This window comes from Martinezella lusitana, assembly GCF_016901135.1.
Taxonomy (GTDB): domain Bacteria; phylum Pseudomonadota; class Alphaproteobacteria; order Rhizobiales; family Rhizobiaceae; genus Rhizobium; species Rhizobium lusitanum_D.
Map to the genome: position 1 here is coordinate 32,144 of NZ_JAFEVL010000066.1, position 14,797 is coordinate 46,940.

Below are 14,797 nucleotides of genomic sequence, written 5' to 3' on the forward strand. Positions count from 1 at the left end.
GGGCAGCTCGGATTTGTGAGGATGCGGGCTTAAACGCCCGCATCCGTCGATCATCGTGCCGTCAGTTCTTCTTGACGAAGTCCTTGACGTTTGCCGGCGTCACGAGCTGGAAGGGAATGTAGACCTTCTTCTCGATCTTATCACCCTTTGCGAGCTTCAGCGCGGCATCCACGGCGCCCTTGCCCTGACCGGCGGCATCCTGGAACACCGTGACCTTCAGGTCGCCGGCCTGCATCGCAGCCAATGCATCCTGCGTCGCGTCGACACCGGCGACGACGATCTTGTCGAGCGACTTGCCAGAAGCCTTCAGCGCCTGGATGGCGCCGATCGCCATTTCGTCGTTATTGGAGATCACGGCATCGAATTCAATGCCGCTGGAGAGCCAGTTGGTCATCAGGTCGGCACCCTGGGTACGCTGCCAGTTGGCGGTCTGCTCCTGAACGATCGTGATGCCCTTGCATTCGTCGGTGGCGATAACGTCATGCACGTCCTTTGTGCGCATGCGGGCAGCCTGGTTGGACAATTCGCCCATCATGACGACGGCCTTGCCCTTGCCACCGAGAAGCCGGCAAACTTCCTTGGCTTCCAGCGTACCGGATTCCTGCTCGTTGGACGCGACGAAGGCCTGCTTGTCGGGAAGGCTGTCGACGTTCGCCGGCTCGCGGTTGACGTAGATCAGCGGGATCTTGGCTTCGGCGGCAAGCTTGGAGATGGCAGCCGTTGCATCGGTATCGACCGGGTTGACGATGATGGCATCGACCTTACTGGCGATGAAGTTCTGGATCTGGCTCTGCTGCTTGGCGATATCGTTCTGAGCGTCCTCGACCTGCAGGTTCACGCCCTTCAAGGTCTTGGCGTAGTCCTGCATGCCGTTGCGCAGAACGGTCAGGAAGTTGTCGTCGAACAGCGCCATCGAAACGCCGATGGTTTCGGCATGGGCCGCAGTCGACAGCATGAGCGCCATCGCCGAGCCAAGGATGAATTTCTTCATGTTTTTCCTCCCAGATACGGTGCCCGGCCGCACCCCTCCTAAATGCCGGAGCCCCCGGTTTCGACCGCAGGACCTACAATCAATTCGGCCGTCACTCCCATGGCGGCCACATTGAAAAACGGAACAAACAAACCGTAAAATTCTTTATGCGGAATATTCATTCCATTTTTCAACACAAAGGTCAACACTATTTTCTGACCGCCTCGCAGAAGCCGGCGATGACGGATTTCTCAGGGCGGATACTGCAAGAATCGACGATCGAACCTACATACGGGCACCCCCACAGGTGGAACGGACGTTCCATCGCCATACCAACAGGGTAGAACACCACTGATCCCGGCCGCCCGGCCGGCCGTAACGGAGAACAAGCATGCCTTCGATGTACAGTTTCTCGGTCCCCGTCTTTCAGCGCGGCCTGCAAAATCTTTCCGCCTATCTCGACAAGATCGAGGCCTATGCCGCTGAAAAAGGTATCGAGCCGAATGAACTCATTACGGCGCGTCTGTTTGACGACATGCTGCCGCTTTCCGGTCAGTACCAGCGCGCTTCCGATACCGCGAAGCTCACCATATCCCGGCTCGCCGGCATCGATGCCCCGCGCTTCGAAGACAACGAGACCACCGTCGCCGACCTGCGCGAGCGTCTGAAGAAAACGCAGGATTTCCTCGCGACGGTGACGCCGGAGGCTATGGAAGGCAGCGACGAGCGGGAGGTCACCATCTCGCCGGGAGGCAACAAGACGGTCTTCAAGGGCGAGGATTATCTTGCAAAGTTCGCGCTGCCGAACTTCTTCTTCCACGTCACCACGGCACACGGCATATTGCGCAGCCGTGGCCTGCCCGTCGGCAAGATGACCTATCTCGGACCGTTTGCCTGATAGCCTGCCAGTGAATCTCGATCAGGGCCGGCGCGAAACCGGCCCTTCTTCCGTCAGCTCCGTATAGGCAAGCGTCTGGTCCAGATGCTGTGCCCGCAAGGCCAGAAGCTTTTCGGCATAGGCAAGCCGGGTCGCCGCGTAGGCTCCATCAGCAGCGACATTGGAAAGCTCCATCGGATCTTGCGCCAGATCGAACAGGAGTGGCGGCAGGCCGGCGAAATGGACGTATTTGAAGCGCTCGTCCCTGATAACGGCGAGGTTGCAGGCATTGGATTTCAGGCCGAAATGCCGCTCAGGCTCGCCATTGGCAATGTCGCGGAAATCGAACTCCCAGAATGCCGCCTCGCGCCAGCCCTCCGGCACGGCACCCGTGAGAAAAGGCAGCAGCGTTTCCCCATCGACATGGTTTCGAGGCTCGATGCCGAGCCGGTCGCACAGGCTCGGGAAGATATCCGCAGCGCTGGTGAAATGCTCCACCTCCCGACCGTGGGCGGCGGACAGCGCGGGATCGCGAATAACAAGCGGAACATGATAACTGCCGTCGAAAAAGCCGCCCTTGCCGAGCATCCAGTGATCGCCCATCATTTCGGCATGGTCCGATGTGAAGACGATCACGGTGTCATCCCAGGCATCGGCATCCCTGAGCGCCTGCCAGATCCGCCCGAGCTGCGCGTCGACCTCGGCAATCATGCCGTAATAGATGGCGCGGATCGCCGACAGATCCTGCGCAGTCCAGTCTGCGATTGGACCTTCGCCGCCGTAGATGAAACTGCCCTTGCCGATCAGCGGCAGGGCGAAGGCAAGAAGCGGATGCGCTGCCTGCTCGGTCTCGCGGTCGGCGGCGCGCGCGAAGGCCGGGCCATCACTCGCGGAGAACATGCGATTATAGGGTTCCGGCACCGAGAACGGCGGATGAGGCCTCAGAAAGGAAACATGTGCGAACCAGGGCGCGTCCTGTTCGCCCAGCCAGCGGATGAATTCGCCGGCGAGGAAGGCCGTCTGCGTCTCATCCTTGGAATAGGCGGGCGCATTGCTTGAGATCTCGCCGGGCTTCGCGCCGACGGGAATATGGATTTCGCGGCTGACGGCATCGGCATGGCCGCGCGATCGCAGCCAGGACAGCCATTGTTTCTCATGCTCGGGCAGAAGCTGCCGCGCAGTGAAGCCCGGCAACACGCCCTCATAGGTCATCAGATGTGGGTCGTGAGGATCCCTGCTGCGCGGATCGGGCGCCGTGTCCGTGTAGCCAAACAGCGTCGGATCGTAGCCGGCCCGACGCGCGGCAAGCGCCAGATTGTCGAAACGGGCATCCAGCGGCGACCCGTTGCGGCAAACGCGATGGTTCATCTGATAAAGGCCGGTATAGAGCGTCGCCCGCGCCGGCGAGCAGGGTGCGGCCCCCGCATAATGCCGGCGAAACAGCACGCCCTCCCGCGCCAGCGCATCGACATTCGGCGTGCTAACGCAATCATGGCCGACGGCGGAAAGACAATCGCCCCGCCACTGATCAGCTGAAATCAACAAGACGTTGGGGCGCTTGCCCCCAATGCCACCCAGAGAGGAGTGGTGCTCAGTGCTGGTTGGACTTGGCATGCCAATTCCAGGCGGATTCGACGATCTCGGTCAGATCGTATTTCGGCGACCAGCCGAGGACATCGCGGGCCTTGTCGTTGTTGGCGACCAAGGTCGTCGAATCGCCCTCGCGACGGCCGACATATTCGACCGGGAACGGCCGGTCCGACACGGTCTCGATCGTTCCCAGCAGTTCCTTCACCGTCGTGCCGGTGCCGGTGCCGAGATTGAGTGCTACGGATTCGCCGCCGCGCAGCAGATATTCCACCGCCCGGACATGCGCGTCGGCGAGATCAAGCACATGGATGTAATCACGCACGCAGGTCCCGTCGCGCGTGTCGTAGTCGCTGCCGAACACCTTGAAGCCCTGGCGGCGGCCGAGTGCGGCGTCGATGGCCAATGGAATGGCATGGGTTTCCGGCGTATGCCACTCGCCGATACGCCCCTCGAAATCGGCGCCGGCGGCGTTGAAATAGCGCAGCACCACCGAGCGCAGCCCCTTGTACTGGTCATAGTCGGCAAGCGCCTGCTCGACGATATATTTCGTGCGGCCGTAAGGGTTGATCGGCACCTGCCGGTGGCTCTCATCGAGCGGCACGCTCTGCGGCAAGCCGTAGGTCGCGCAGGTGGAGGAAAAGACGAAGGCCCCGACACCGGCCGCCTGCGCTGCCGAAAGCAGGGTCAGCGTGCCGATGACGTTGTTTTCATAAAAGGAAACGGGATCCTTGACCGACTCGCCGACTTCGATCAGCGCGGCGAAATGCAGGATGGCGGCGGGCTTGTGTTTGGCAAGCACCTCGTCGAGGCGCGCGCGATCGCGGATATCCCCCTCCTCGGCCGGCCCCCATTTGACGAATTCGCGATGGCCGTTGGAGAAATTGTCATAGACGACCGGCTGAAATCCCTTGTTCGCCAGATCCAGACATGTATGCGAGCCGATATAGCCGGCTCCACCTACTACAAGCACCGTTTCTCCTGCCATAAACACCCCTTCTCAACCTTCAACGACATCTAACCCAAGTGCGGCGGACCGTGTTCGATCCGACGCGTAGAGTTAGAGAGCTGTAGCCGACTTGCAAGGCCGGAGAAAGACGCAAGATTGGCGGGATCTTGACGAAAAGCTAAGCCGGCTTCGCCGCAGCCCTGCCGGTATGCATGAGAATTCCGACGAGCGCCAGAACCGGCGGCAGCAGGAAACATTGCATCCCGGCGAGCAGAAAAAGCGCCGCGGCTGTCCCGCAGCCGAGGGCAAAACCGCCGACGGCAGCTCCCATGCGGACAAGCCGGGCGGTCATTGCCGCCCGTGCCTCCGGCTCGGCCCCGCGCAGCATATCGGCAATATCGATCATGATCTGCGTCGTCGTCCCCGTCATCATCGTCGTCGGTGGCGTCGAACCAAGATGGACGCGATGAGCCGTCGTCTGGATCGCCATCGCCGAGACCAGTGTCATGCCTGTGAGGATCGCCTGCCAGCCATCCCCGTCGGCGAACGGGCCGAAACGGATGGAGAAGATGGCGGCAAGCACCAGCAGCAGGAATTTCAGCGACAGGATGATCTGCAATGTCGGCAGGTTGCGCCGCGACAGATCACTGCCGATGAGGCGCGCGAGAATGACGACGATGCAGAAGACCGGCAGCGCCAGAAGCTTGGCCGCGGCACCGGACGTTCCGAGCGCCATGGCGGCGCCGAAGGTCACGAAATTGCCTGTGACGTGGGCCGTGAACAGGCCATGCAAGGCAAGAAATCCGGCGGTATCGACATAGCCGCCATTGATGCTCAGGAGAGTGGGCAGGCTCGGCTTCATCGGCTCCTCGTCTTCGCGTTGATCGCTTCGATCTTATCGCGCCGAACAGTCGCCGATGTCGAGATAATTGCACATTCGCGCTGTGCAAGCTTGTGACGATTTCTCCGACGAAATCGCCGCTCACACCTATTCGCCGCGCGCGCTTTCGAGCACGTCGATCTCGTCGGAGATTTCTGTAATCCTTTGCTGAAGCTCTGCTTCGGTGCCGTCCTCGACGTCACCTTCGCCAAAACAATAGCGCGCTATATGCAGCTCAAGCTTGGCCTCGAGTTCCTCGCGTTGGGCACGGAGATGTTTGAGATGGCTGTTTCGCATCGCGAACCACGCTTTCCGAGAAAATAAGTCTCACTCTTATAAATAGGTTCGAGACCAGAAAGTTTCGATGCACATGTCAGGCGCATCGCCAAAACTGCTTCCGCAACAGGCTGTAACACCGTATCCCCCGCCTATTGCAAAGCCCTCACCCGATATTCACATTCATGCGACCTGCACCTGAAACCGCGCTGAAGACAAATATTGGCACTGACACGGGCCATGGATTTGGGCTAACTCAGGTGGATTGTTCGAGGTATGGTGTGTTGAACGAAAAAATTGCCGTCATCGGCCTGGGTTATGTCGGATTGCCCGTTGCGATCGCGCTGGCCGAAAAATTTCATGATGTGGTCGGTTTCGACATCAAGGCATCTCGCGTCGCAGCCCTGAAAGCGGGCGAGGACGATACCCGCGAAGTGTCGTCCGAACGGCTGAAGGCGAGCGGTCTGCGCATCAGCAGCGACCTGCAGGACCTGCAGGATCGCGAGATGTTCATCGTCGCCGTGCCGACACCGATCGACGGCAACCGGCAGCCGGATCTCAGGCCGATGATCTCCGCCTCGCGCACGGTGGGCAAAGCTTTGCGCAAGGGCTCAGTCGTCATCTACGAATCGACTGTCTATCCCGGCGTGACGGAGGACGTCTGCGGCCCGGTGCTGGCGGAGGTTTCCGGCCTGCGGCAGGGCGAGGATTTCCATGTCGGCTATTCGCCGGAACGTATCAATCCCGGCGACAAGGAACACACCTTCGAGCGCATCGTGAAGGTCGTCGCCGGCGACAGCGAGGAAACGCTGGAGAGGATCGCCGCCGTCTATGGCGCCGTGGTCGAGGCCGGCATTCACCGCGCCCCCAGCATCAAGGTCGCCGAAGCCGCCAAGGTGATCGAGAACACCCAGCGCGACGTCAACATCGCCCTGATGAACGAGCTGTCGATCATCTTCGAAAAGATGGATATCCGCACCGCCGACGTGCTCAAGGCGGCAAGGACGAAATGGAATTTCCTGCCTTTCACCCCCGGCCTCGTCGGCGGCCACTGCATCGGCGTCGATCCCTATTATCTCACAGCCAAGGCGGAGGAGCTCGGCTATCACCCGGAGGTCATTCTTTCCGGCCGCCGCATCAATGACGGCATGGGCGCCTTCATCGCCCAGAAGCTTATCAAGATGCTGGTATCGGCAAAGAAGCCTATCAATGGCGCCAGAATCGGCATCTTCGGCCTGACCTTCAAGGAGAACGTGCCCGATCTGCGCAACAGCCGAGTGCCTGACATCATCCGCGAGCTACACCAGTTTGGCCTGGAGCCGCTGGTGCATGATCCGATGGCCAGCCATCCGGAAGCGGAAGAGGAATACGGCATACGCCTGGCGCAACTGAAGGATTTCGGCAAGCTCGACGCCCTCGTTCTTGCCGTTCCGCACAAATCCTATCTGGCCGAGGGTGCTGCCGATATCCTCGATCTGCTGACCGAGAACGCCGTGGTTGTCGACGTGAAAGCGGCGCTCGACCCCAGCAATCCCCTGCTGGTAGGCCACTCGGTCTGGAGCCTGTAGAGATCTAGCGGAAGACCCGGCCCGACGCCGATCAACCTTCTTTCGCGTCGGAACCACCGACTGTCAGCGCCAATCCCTCCTCGACGGAATAGGGTGGCGACCAGCTGGCGATCGCTATCGTTTCGCCGATATCGACCTGAAGCGAGCCAAGAAGACGCTGCGCCGCCGCACGGCGGCCGAGGAGCGCTGCTAGTCCTTCCAGCAAACTCGGTGGCACCGGCAGCATCAGAGCTCTTCGCCCAGCGGCCGCGGACAGCTTGGCAATCAATTCCCCGATCGAAAGATCCTCGCCGTCGCTGATCAGGAACACGCGATTTCCGACGGCCGGATGACGAACGCAGAGCAGCATGAAATCGACGAGATTGCCGACGAACACGAGAGACCGCCGATTGACGACATTGCCAAACGGCCAGGGGAACGGACGCTTGGCCCATCTCATCAGGCTTGCGAAATTCGCTTTGACGCCAGGCCCGTAGACCAGCGGCGGCCGGATGATGACGACATCCATGCCCGTCTCGGCAGCCACGGCCTGCAGAGCCTCCTCCGCCTCCAGCTTCGAGCGGCCATAGGCATCTTCCGGACGCGGCACATCCGATGCCTTGAAGGGCTTATCCCGCGCGGTTTCCTCGCCGTTGACCTTGATCGAGCTCAGGAAGAGGAAGCGCCTGACCCCGGCTCTCGCCGCCTGCCGCGCCAGATTGACCGTGGCATCGACATTGACGGCGCGAAATGCGGCCAGCGGATCGGCTGCACTCTCGTTCATGACATGAACGCGGGCAGCCAGATGCATGACGACATCGACGCCGACAAGCGCATCCGACCAATCCGTCCCGCCATCGATCGCGCCGATGGCGACGAATCCCGACCTCGGCGCGCGGCTCACCGGCCGATACTCCATCTGCCGCCGGGAAAGCTCGGCACAAAGCGCCTGTCCGACAAAGCCCGTTGCACCGGTGACCAGGATCATGCGTCCATTGCCTCTGTTCGTTCGTCTGTTCGTTTTGTCGGACATGCTTTGCATAGGACATCAGCTGAGAACAAGCCCGGGGAATTTTGAGCAGGGCGGTTGTGCGCCAATCCGCGATATGAGATGCACAACGGAACAATGGCTATCATCGCGACCGCAAACCGGTGCCGATGCAACTCAACGAGACGATGCTCTATACGATCGCCAAACGCCTTTTCGATTTCCTTGCCGCTCTTGCCGCGGCCATCGTCTTTTCCATTCCGATCCTGATCGTCGCCATCGCCGTTCGCGTGACATCGCCGGGCCCTATCCTCTACTGGTCGGATCGCGTCGGCCGCGGAAACAAGATTTTCCGCATGCCTAAATTCCGCAGCATGCGCACGGATACCCCCGCGGTCGCCACGCATCTGCTGAAGGATCCCAAGATCTATCTGACGCCGATCGGCTCCTTCCTGCGCAAATCCAGCCTGGACGAGCTGCCACAGCTCTGGTGCATCCTGAAGGGGGAAATGAGCATCGTCGGGCCCCGCCCCGCTCTTTTCAATCAGCACGACCTGATCGCGCTCCGCACCGAGCGCGGCGTCGATGCCTTGCTGCCCGGCCTCACCGGCTGGGCGCAGGTCAATGGCCGCGACGAACTGCCTATTCCGCAGAAGGTGGCGCTGGACGAGGACTATCTGCGCCAGCGCTCCTTTCTCTTCGATCTCAAGATCATCATTCTGACGGCATTGAAGGTGGTTCGACGCGATGGAGTGACCCATTAGCAAGCATCGGACGGAAATCGCTATGGCGGAGGGGCTGGGGCGCAAAAATGCCGTATTCCTGCCCCTTTGCAACCCTAGGGGCCGTCATGGGGGTTCCGGAATGCCGGATAGTCAATCGAATGTGGACGAAGGCGGACGACGACATTGGACGACTCGCGCATGAACAACCTGCATGCTGATCTCGCAACCGAAACTCCTGGCGTCACCAAAGCTGCGAGCACAATGCCAAAAGCTGTGGCGATCATCGGCGGCTTGCTTTGGCTTTTCCTGGCTTCTCCGACCGTCGTCGAAAGCGACGCCTATCGCTATGCGGCCGCGCTCCTCTCGCTGATCGCCCTCTATTACTATATGAGAGCGCCCGTGCGGCCGCGCACGGACTGGATCGGCTGGCTCTGCATCGGCTGGGCTTTCTACGTGATGGCCCGCTTCGGCATCAACTATTGGCTGACGCCGGAGCATGATATCGGCGCATCGGACTGGCTCTACGCCTTTACCTTCTTCTTTCCCATCATGGGCGTCGCCTTCCTGATCTATGAAGAGCTGATGGAAAAGATCGTGGCGGCCTATTTCGCCATGGTCCTCATCATGCTGGTCGCCACGCAGCATTTCCGCGAGGTTTTTGCCGGCGAGACCATCCGCCCGCTGATCATGAACAATCAGATCCACGGCGCCGTCGCCTGCGGTATGATCATCATCTTCACGCTCTTCTGGCTGCTGTACTACCTGACGGAAAAATCCGGCGATCGACGGATCGCCCGCTTCGCCTACATCGTTTCGCCCTTCATCTTCGCTCTCTGCTTCATCGCCATCTACGGTGCCAAATCGAAGGGCGTCTGGCTGGCTCTCGGCATTACCCTACCGCTGATGGCGCTTATCACGCTGACCTATCTGCGCATGAAGAGCGGCATCATCGCCATCGTCGCCGTAGCGGTCTTGCTGATCGCCGGCGTCTATGGCGTGCGGCACAATCTCGACAAGACGGCAGGTCCGACCGTATCGGCGGCTCTTGCCATGGTGGAGAATGTGACCGGCGGTCACGATCTGGGCGGCGTGGTCTCAAGCACCATCAGCTCCACCAATACCCCGGTGTCGATGGACGAGCGCCTGCAGCTCTGGTCGAACAGCTGGGAGGTCTTCTCCTCCGCGCCCGTTTTCGGCTGGGGCAGCAAATGGCTCGAGCGCTGGTACCAGACACGCTACGCGCATATCCAGTACACGCTGCTGCACAATGGCTATCTGGAGATTTTGGTGCGCTACGGCCTCTTCGGCGCGGCCGTCATGGCATTCATTCTCGGCGTCTTCATCCGGGCAGTCTGGCGCGCCCGCAAGGCAGGGATCATCCCCCGGGCCGCATGGCACGCCTATATCGTATGCATTTTCTTCTTCTCGCTGACGCTGCTCAGCAACTCCAACAACCGTCTCGCCATCGGCGAAGGCTTCGCCTTCGCATCGTCAGCCTTCGCCTGCTGGTGCCACATGCGCACCAAAGGCGAATATCTGGCGACGTCGAAGCCGGTGCTGCAGGGCGCCGCAGCCGGCGCTTGAGTTCATCAGCCGCGGCGTTTGGCGATCGCCTTTTCAAAGATGCGCTCCAATTGGCGCGCACTTTCCATCCAATCGAAGCGAGCAGCATTCGGCCTTGCCTTCGCGGCAAGGCGAGCATGAAGCTCGCTATCGGTCGCAAGGCTCTCCAAGCCGCCAAGGATAGATTGCACATCATTGGGATCGACGAGAATACCCGCCTCCCCGGCAGCCTCCGGCATGGACGACGTATTTGATGTCACCACGGGTATGCCCATCGCATTGGCTTCGATGATGGGAAATCCAAAACCTTCATAAAGCGACGGCATCGCCAGAAATCGGGCCTGGCCATAGAGCTGCGCCAAATCGGCATCGGATACATAGCCGGTCAGCCGAACGAACGGCTCGATCTGCAGGGTCGCGATGTGCCCCTTGAGATCACCAAGCCTCCAGCCTTGGCCGCCGGCGAGCACGAGCAGCAGCTCTTGCCGTATCGCCCCCGGCAAAGACGCGTAGGCCTGCAACAGCCGCAGCAGATTTTTGCGCGGCTCAAGCGTCCCCACGAAAAGAATATAGGGGCGATCGACGCCAAAAGACGACAGAGGCTTGGGCTCGGTCGTCCCGCCGATGGCCGTCAGACCGGGATAGACCACGTTGAGCTTTTCGCCGCATGCCGGAAACTGAACCTTCAGCACATTGGCCGTGGCGGCGGAAACGGCAACGACTTCGTCCGCAACGGCAATCCCCGGCTTCATCAGCCAGCGATCGCCCATCCATGTCTGCCAGCGCATGGTTGCGGCCATGTCTTTCCAGACGAGGTCGTGGATCGTGATGACACGCGCGATCCGGCGATCAAGAAAGGACGGCAGACGGTGAGCCGGTCCCCAGAAGACGTCGATCCCGTCCTGTGCCGCGCGGCGTGGCAGCTCCGTCTGCGCCCAGATCATTCGCCTCACACCGCCCGGAAAGCGCGCGACGCGTAGCTCCGCGGGGGGTAGATCCTTCACGTCCCCATGCGGCTCCTGCGGAAAATAGAGATGGAGCTGATGGCCAAGAAGCGCGAGATGCCGGCTCATTTCCAGCACATACCGGCCAATACCGGTCATGCTCGTCACCAGATTGCGCGCGTCGATACCGATCTTCATTCTGAAACTACCCTGTGCCGACGGATCATCACAACGGGACCCGCAGCGGATTACTCCACCAGCCGGCCGACTCTTGAACCAGGCCTATCTCGGCAAAGACCGTACCCCGTCGCTTGAACTCCAAGGGGATCTCGATCGCCAAATGGACGGTGTCGCCGGGTGGCAGCACAAGTGGAATAGCAGATTTATAATTGTCGGGGACGATGAAGCCGCCGTCTTTCGACAGGATGCGGTAGCTCGCTGCCACTCCAAACGATCCATCAGAGGTGCCGGCGCTCGCCCATGATTTTGGGGAGAGGTTTGTTACGCGGACGAGGTATTTCAGAACCCTGTTGTCGATCGCGATAGGCCCTTCGACCAGCTCGATCTTATGCCGGGTGTCCTCCTGAGCAAGCGGCTCGGACATTTTCGTATTGCCGATATCGGTAATCGGGACATAGGTCTTGTCCACGGTTGGCTTGTATATCCGATACCAGTCTTCAGCGAGGACAACCCGCTGCAATTCCTCAGCGCTTTCCCTCCAGCTTGTCCCTCTATTCATCATTGGCTGCGAAGAGGAAGAGAGGACGCTATCGGTGGAAGTATTCAGGAATGAACGGATCGTTGCCGCAAGAGAATCGGCGGAACCGCTGGTGAAGAAGCGACAATTTTGGTCACTCGCCGTGACTTCGCGAAAGACGGGAATGTCACTTGCGATCACGGCTTTGCCGAAGTGCGCCGCTTCCACGATTGGAAGACCGAAACCCTCCGCATAGGAGGCCGCAATCAGCGCATGACTGCTCGCATAGGCCTGCTGCAGCTTTTCATCGGAAATGCCATTGAGCCAGACGAGACGCTTTCCATATTCACGATGCTGCTCGATGCGCCGAACAAGATGCTCGACGCCCCAACCAGGCTTCCCGACGATCGTCAGCCCGACATCCTGACCCTCGTCCCACAATCTATCGAAAGCGTCCAAGGCGATCGCATAGCCTTTGCGCGGCTCGAGTGTCCCGACCATAAGGAAGTCAGGACGCTCGTTTTGGCGATCAGCGGTGATGCTTGTGGAAACGGCCGCTTTGCCAAAATCGGCACCGAGATGCCAATAGCCTACCTTCATCTCTCGCGGAAACTGGATAGCCTCGAGTATCGTGATCAGCTCATCGGCAACGGCCTTCGAGATACAGACAAATGCGTTCGAATAGGCAAGTGCCGTCTGAAACCATGCCGAGAAGGTGGGGGGCATCCCGGGATCGCAAAAGCCGGGAAATCTCAACGGAACCGTGTCGTAGAGACACGAAATGACTGTCGCGCCTCTGAGCCGCGCGGTGCGCAGTGTTTTATAGTGATGTCTGAAAAACTCCCAGGAACTGTCGAGCATCAAGATGCGGTCATCTACGGAAAACTCCAGACGCGCATCTTCTGCGAATGTCGTCGCACCCTTGGGTTTCTCCAGCGTCCTCGGAATAGCGAACCAACCGTCGGGGGAATCGCTATAGGCCACGATCCGCTCGACACCCTGGCTGTCTGCATCCTGCAACGCTGGCAGATTGGCACATATGTTCTTGACGACCCGCTGAATCCCGGTCTTGTGATCGACGCGATATGTAGATGTGGCGTCGATGATCAGCCGCGAGCCTGTCGACCTTACGATCTCCGCGCGCGCAAGCGCCTCCGAAATCAGGTCCGGCGGGAGATCAATACTTTGAACCTGGTGCAAAACCGCTTGCTGAGCCGTTGAAAGCGGTTCAGCACCACCTTTGCTCCGGGCAGCCGCAATGGCATCCTTCAATGCGGCAACGGCAATGGCGGCGGATCTCGTCCAGCTGAAGTCCAGAGCGTGGCTCCGCTGCCTCTCGGCCGCAACTCTTGTCGCCTCGCGGTCGCTCAGCGCATGCTGCATGACCCGCGCTATGTCAGACACATCGGCTGGGTCGAAGAGGAATTCTTGATCTCCAATGACTTCGGGCAGGGCGCCGGTGTTCGACGCTATCACGGGGGTGCCGCAAGTTGTCGCTTCCAGCGCCGTCAGGCCGAACCCTTCCAGTAGAGAAGGTTGGATTGCCAGGTCCGCTTCCCTGTAGAGCGCCACGAGCTGGCTGTCAGTCACATGTCCAACAGCCACAAAGTCCTGCTCGGGAAGCCCCAGCTTCCGCCATCTCTCCTCTTCTTCTTTGAGGGGCGATTTCGGATGATCACCGGCCAGCACGAAACTGTATTGCGCTCGCAGATCTGCCGGCAACCGCGCAAATGCCGCGATGGCGGATTTCACATTCTTTCGCCAATCCAGGCCACCAACATAAAGGATGAAACGCTTCTCGGTTGGCCTGGGGAACTTTCCTTCAGCATGGTCGATTGCATCCCTGAAATCTTTCGATATTCCCGCGAGCATGTTGATGGCATGAGAATTTTTCGAGATTTCGACGCACTCGCTGCGGGAATATTCGGAAATGCAGAGATTGAGATCAAATTGCGAATAAAAGGCAAGGCGCCGCTCGTAGCAGGTGCGCGTCGCCGACGTCAGCAGATACTGCTGGGGGTAGCGGTGAGGTATCGCATCGTAGAATATGGATGCGACGGGAATTTTTGAAATATCATTAGGAAGAAGCGGAACGGCCCTGTCTCTGAAACCTTCGAAAGGGCTTGCGGAGAGGGCAATATCCGGATTGAGCGACGCCACATGATATGCCAGCGCGATCTCGCTGAGCCGCCGCCGCTCGGAATAGCCGTCGATCCCTTCCCCACCTTCGGCAACGCCATGCCACATGAGGATGTTGGCGGGTTTTATCCATTGTTGAAGATGATTGCGGGCAGCAAGCGCATCCTGCGGCATGCCGGCATTGAGCGAGACGAGAAGATCGATCTCCGGGTGATTATCGATGATCCCCAGAAGCAGTTCCTGCACATATCGACCAATTCCGCGCCACTTGCTCGCCGTCTGAAAGCATTGCCCATCAATCCACAATCGCATCAAAGACGATCTTTCATATCGATTTTGAGATGCCCTGAAGCAACATGTTCCATTCAGTCACAGCGCCCTTCGGCGCATCGATATACCATTGCCCCTCCTGGTCGCCGTCCAGGAATTCGAGCGTTGGAACTCCATATCCCTGGGCTCTTGCGAACGCCGCAAGCCTTCCCCTCAACATTGGAAAGCGCTGCGCCCACCGGAGGCACGCGTCCTTTAACCGCGGCCTTTTGGCAAGCCAACCCAGGAGCCTTTCCAGAAAGACAGCGACGATACGTTTCAGTAACCTCTTCATCTCCGCTAGCTTTCGATTTCCTGCCCGAAGCGGGCGAGTAAAACACCATGA

Annotated in this window: 13 protein-coding genes; 4 read left to right on the forward strand and 9 right to left on the reverse strand. The window is 59.7% G+C overall.

Features of this window, described 5'->3' with window-relative positions:
- Positions 1–61: 61 nt before the first annotated feature.
- Together JTP94_RS28230 and JTP94_RS28235 are read right to left on the reverse strand one after the other, a co-directional pair.
- Positions 62–991 carry a sugar ABC transporter substrate-binding protein gene (locus tag JTP94_RS28230; RefSeq protein WP_204853748.1) on the reverse strand — a complete coding sequence of 310 codons (930 nt, stop codon included), beginning with the start codon at positions 989–991 and terminating at the stop codon, positions 62–64.
- A gap of 38 nt (positions 992–1,029) precedes the next feature.
- Positions 1,030–1,176 carry a hypothetical protein gene (locus tag JTP94_RS28235; protein ID WP_204853749.1) on the reverse strand — a complete coding sequence of 49 codons (147 nt, stop codon included), beginning with the start codon at positions 1,174–1,176 and terminating at the stop codon, positions 1,030–1,032.
- Positions 1,177–1,361: 185 nt separating this feature from the next.
- Here JTP94_RS28235 and JTP94_RS28240 point away from each other — a divergent pair, with 185 nt between their 5' ends.
- Positions 1,362–1,868: a DUF1993 family protein gene (locus tag JTP94_RS28240; RefSeq protein ID WP_204853750.1), complete on the forward strand. Its 507-nt coding sequence runs from the start codon at positions 1,362–1,364 to the stop codon at positions 1,866–1,868.
- A 21-nt stretch (positions 1,869–1,889) separates the two neighbouring features.
- Here JTP94_RS28240 and JTP94_RS28245 read toward each other — a convergent pair whose 3' ends face one another.
- The 4 genes from JTP94_RS28245 to JTP94_RS28260 all read right to left on the reverse strand — a co-directional run bounded on the left by JTP94_RS28245 (position 1,890) and on the right by JTP94_RS28260 (position 5,560).
- Entirely contained in the window at positions 1,890–3,461 is a 1,572-nt protein-coding gene (locus tag JTP94_RS28245; RefSeq protein ID WP_204853751.1) for an alkaline phosphatase family protein, read from the reverse strand.
- Complete coding sequence (gene galE / locus JTP94_RS28250; protein ID WP_034510998.1) at positions 3,439–4,422, reverse strand: UDP-glucose 4-epimerase GalE; 984 nt, start codon at positions 4,420–4,422, stop codon at positions 3,439–3,441. The genes JTP94_RS28245 and galE overlap by 23 nt, the downstream gene beginning before the upstream one ends.
- 139 nt (positions 4,423–4,561) lie before the next feature.
- Positions 4,562–5,245, reverse strand: coding sequence for a YoaK family protein (locus tag JTP94_RS28255; RefSeq protein WP_204853752.1), 684 nt, complete (start codon positions 5,243–5,245; stop codon positions 4,562–4,564).
- A gap of 126 nt (positions 5,246–5,371) precedes the next feature.
- Entirely contained in the window at positions 5,372–5,560 is a 189-nt protein-coding gene (locus JTP94_RS28260) for a hypothetical protein (protein WP_204853753.1), read from the reverse strand.
- Between the two features lie 260 nt (positions 5,561–5,820).
- On the opposite strand from JTP94_RS28260, the gene JTP94_RS28265 reads away from it, so the two are divergent.
- Entirely contained in the window at positions 5,821–7,107 is a 1,287-nt protein-coding gene (locus JTP94_RS28265) for a nucleotide sugar dehydrogenase (RefSeq protein WP_204853754.1), read from the forward strand.
- Between the two features lie 31 nt (positions 7,108–7,138).
- Here the strand turns inward: JTP94_RS28265 and JTP94_RS28270 are convergent, their stop codons facing one another.
- Entirely contained in the window at positions 7,139–8,074 is a 936-nt protein-coding gene (locus JTP94_RS28270) for an SDR family oxidoreductase (RefSeq protein WP_204853755.1), read from the reverse strand.
- Positions 8,075–8,262: 188 nt separating this feature from the next.
- Here JTP94_RS28270 and JTP94_RS28275 point away from each other — a divergent pair, with 188 nt between their 5' ends.
- Positions 8,263–8,838, forward strand: coding sequence for a sugar transferase (locus tag JTP94_RS28275; protein WP_204853875.1), 576 nt, complete (start codon positions 8,263–8,265; stop codon positions 8,836–8,838).
- 159 nt (positions 8,839–8,997) lie between these two features.
- A complete protein-coding gene (locus tag JTP94_RS28280; protein WP_204853756.1) occupies positions 8,998–10,383 on the forward strand; it encodes an O-antigen ligase in 1,386 nt (461 codons plus the stop codon).
- Positions 10,384–10,388: 5 nt separating this feature from the next.
- Here the strand turns inward: JTP94_RS28280 and JTP94_RS28285 are convergent, their stop codons facing one another.
- A complete protein-coding gene (locus JTP94_RS28285; protein WP_204853757.1) occupies positions 10,389–11,504 on the reverse strand; it encodes a glycosyltransferase family 1 protein in 1,116 nt (371 codons plus the stop codon).
- 28 nt (positions 11,505–11,532) lie between these two features.
- A complete protein-coding gene (locus JTP94_RS28290) occupies positions 11,533–14,388 on the reverse strand; it encodes a glycosyltransferase family 1 protein (RefSeq protein WP_204853758.1) in 2,856 nt (951 codons plus the stop codon).
- Between the last annotated feature and the right edge of the window lie 409 nt (positions 14,389–14,797).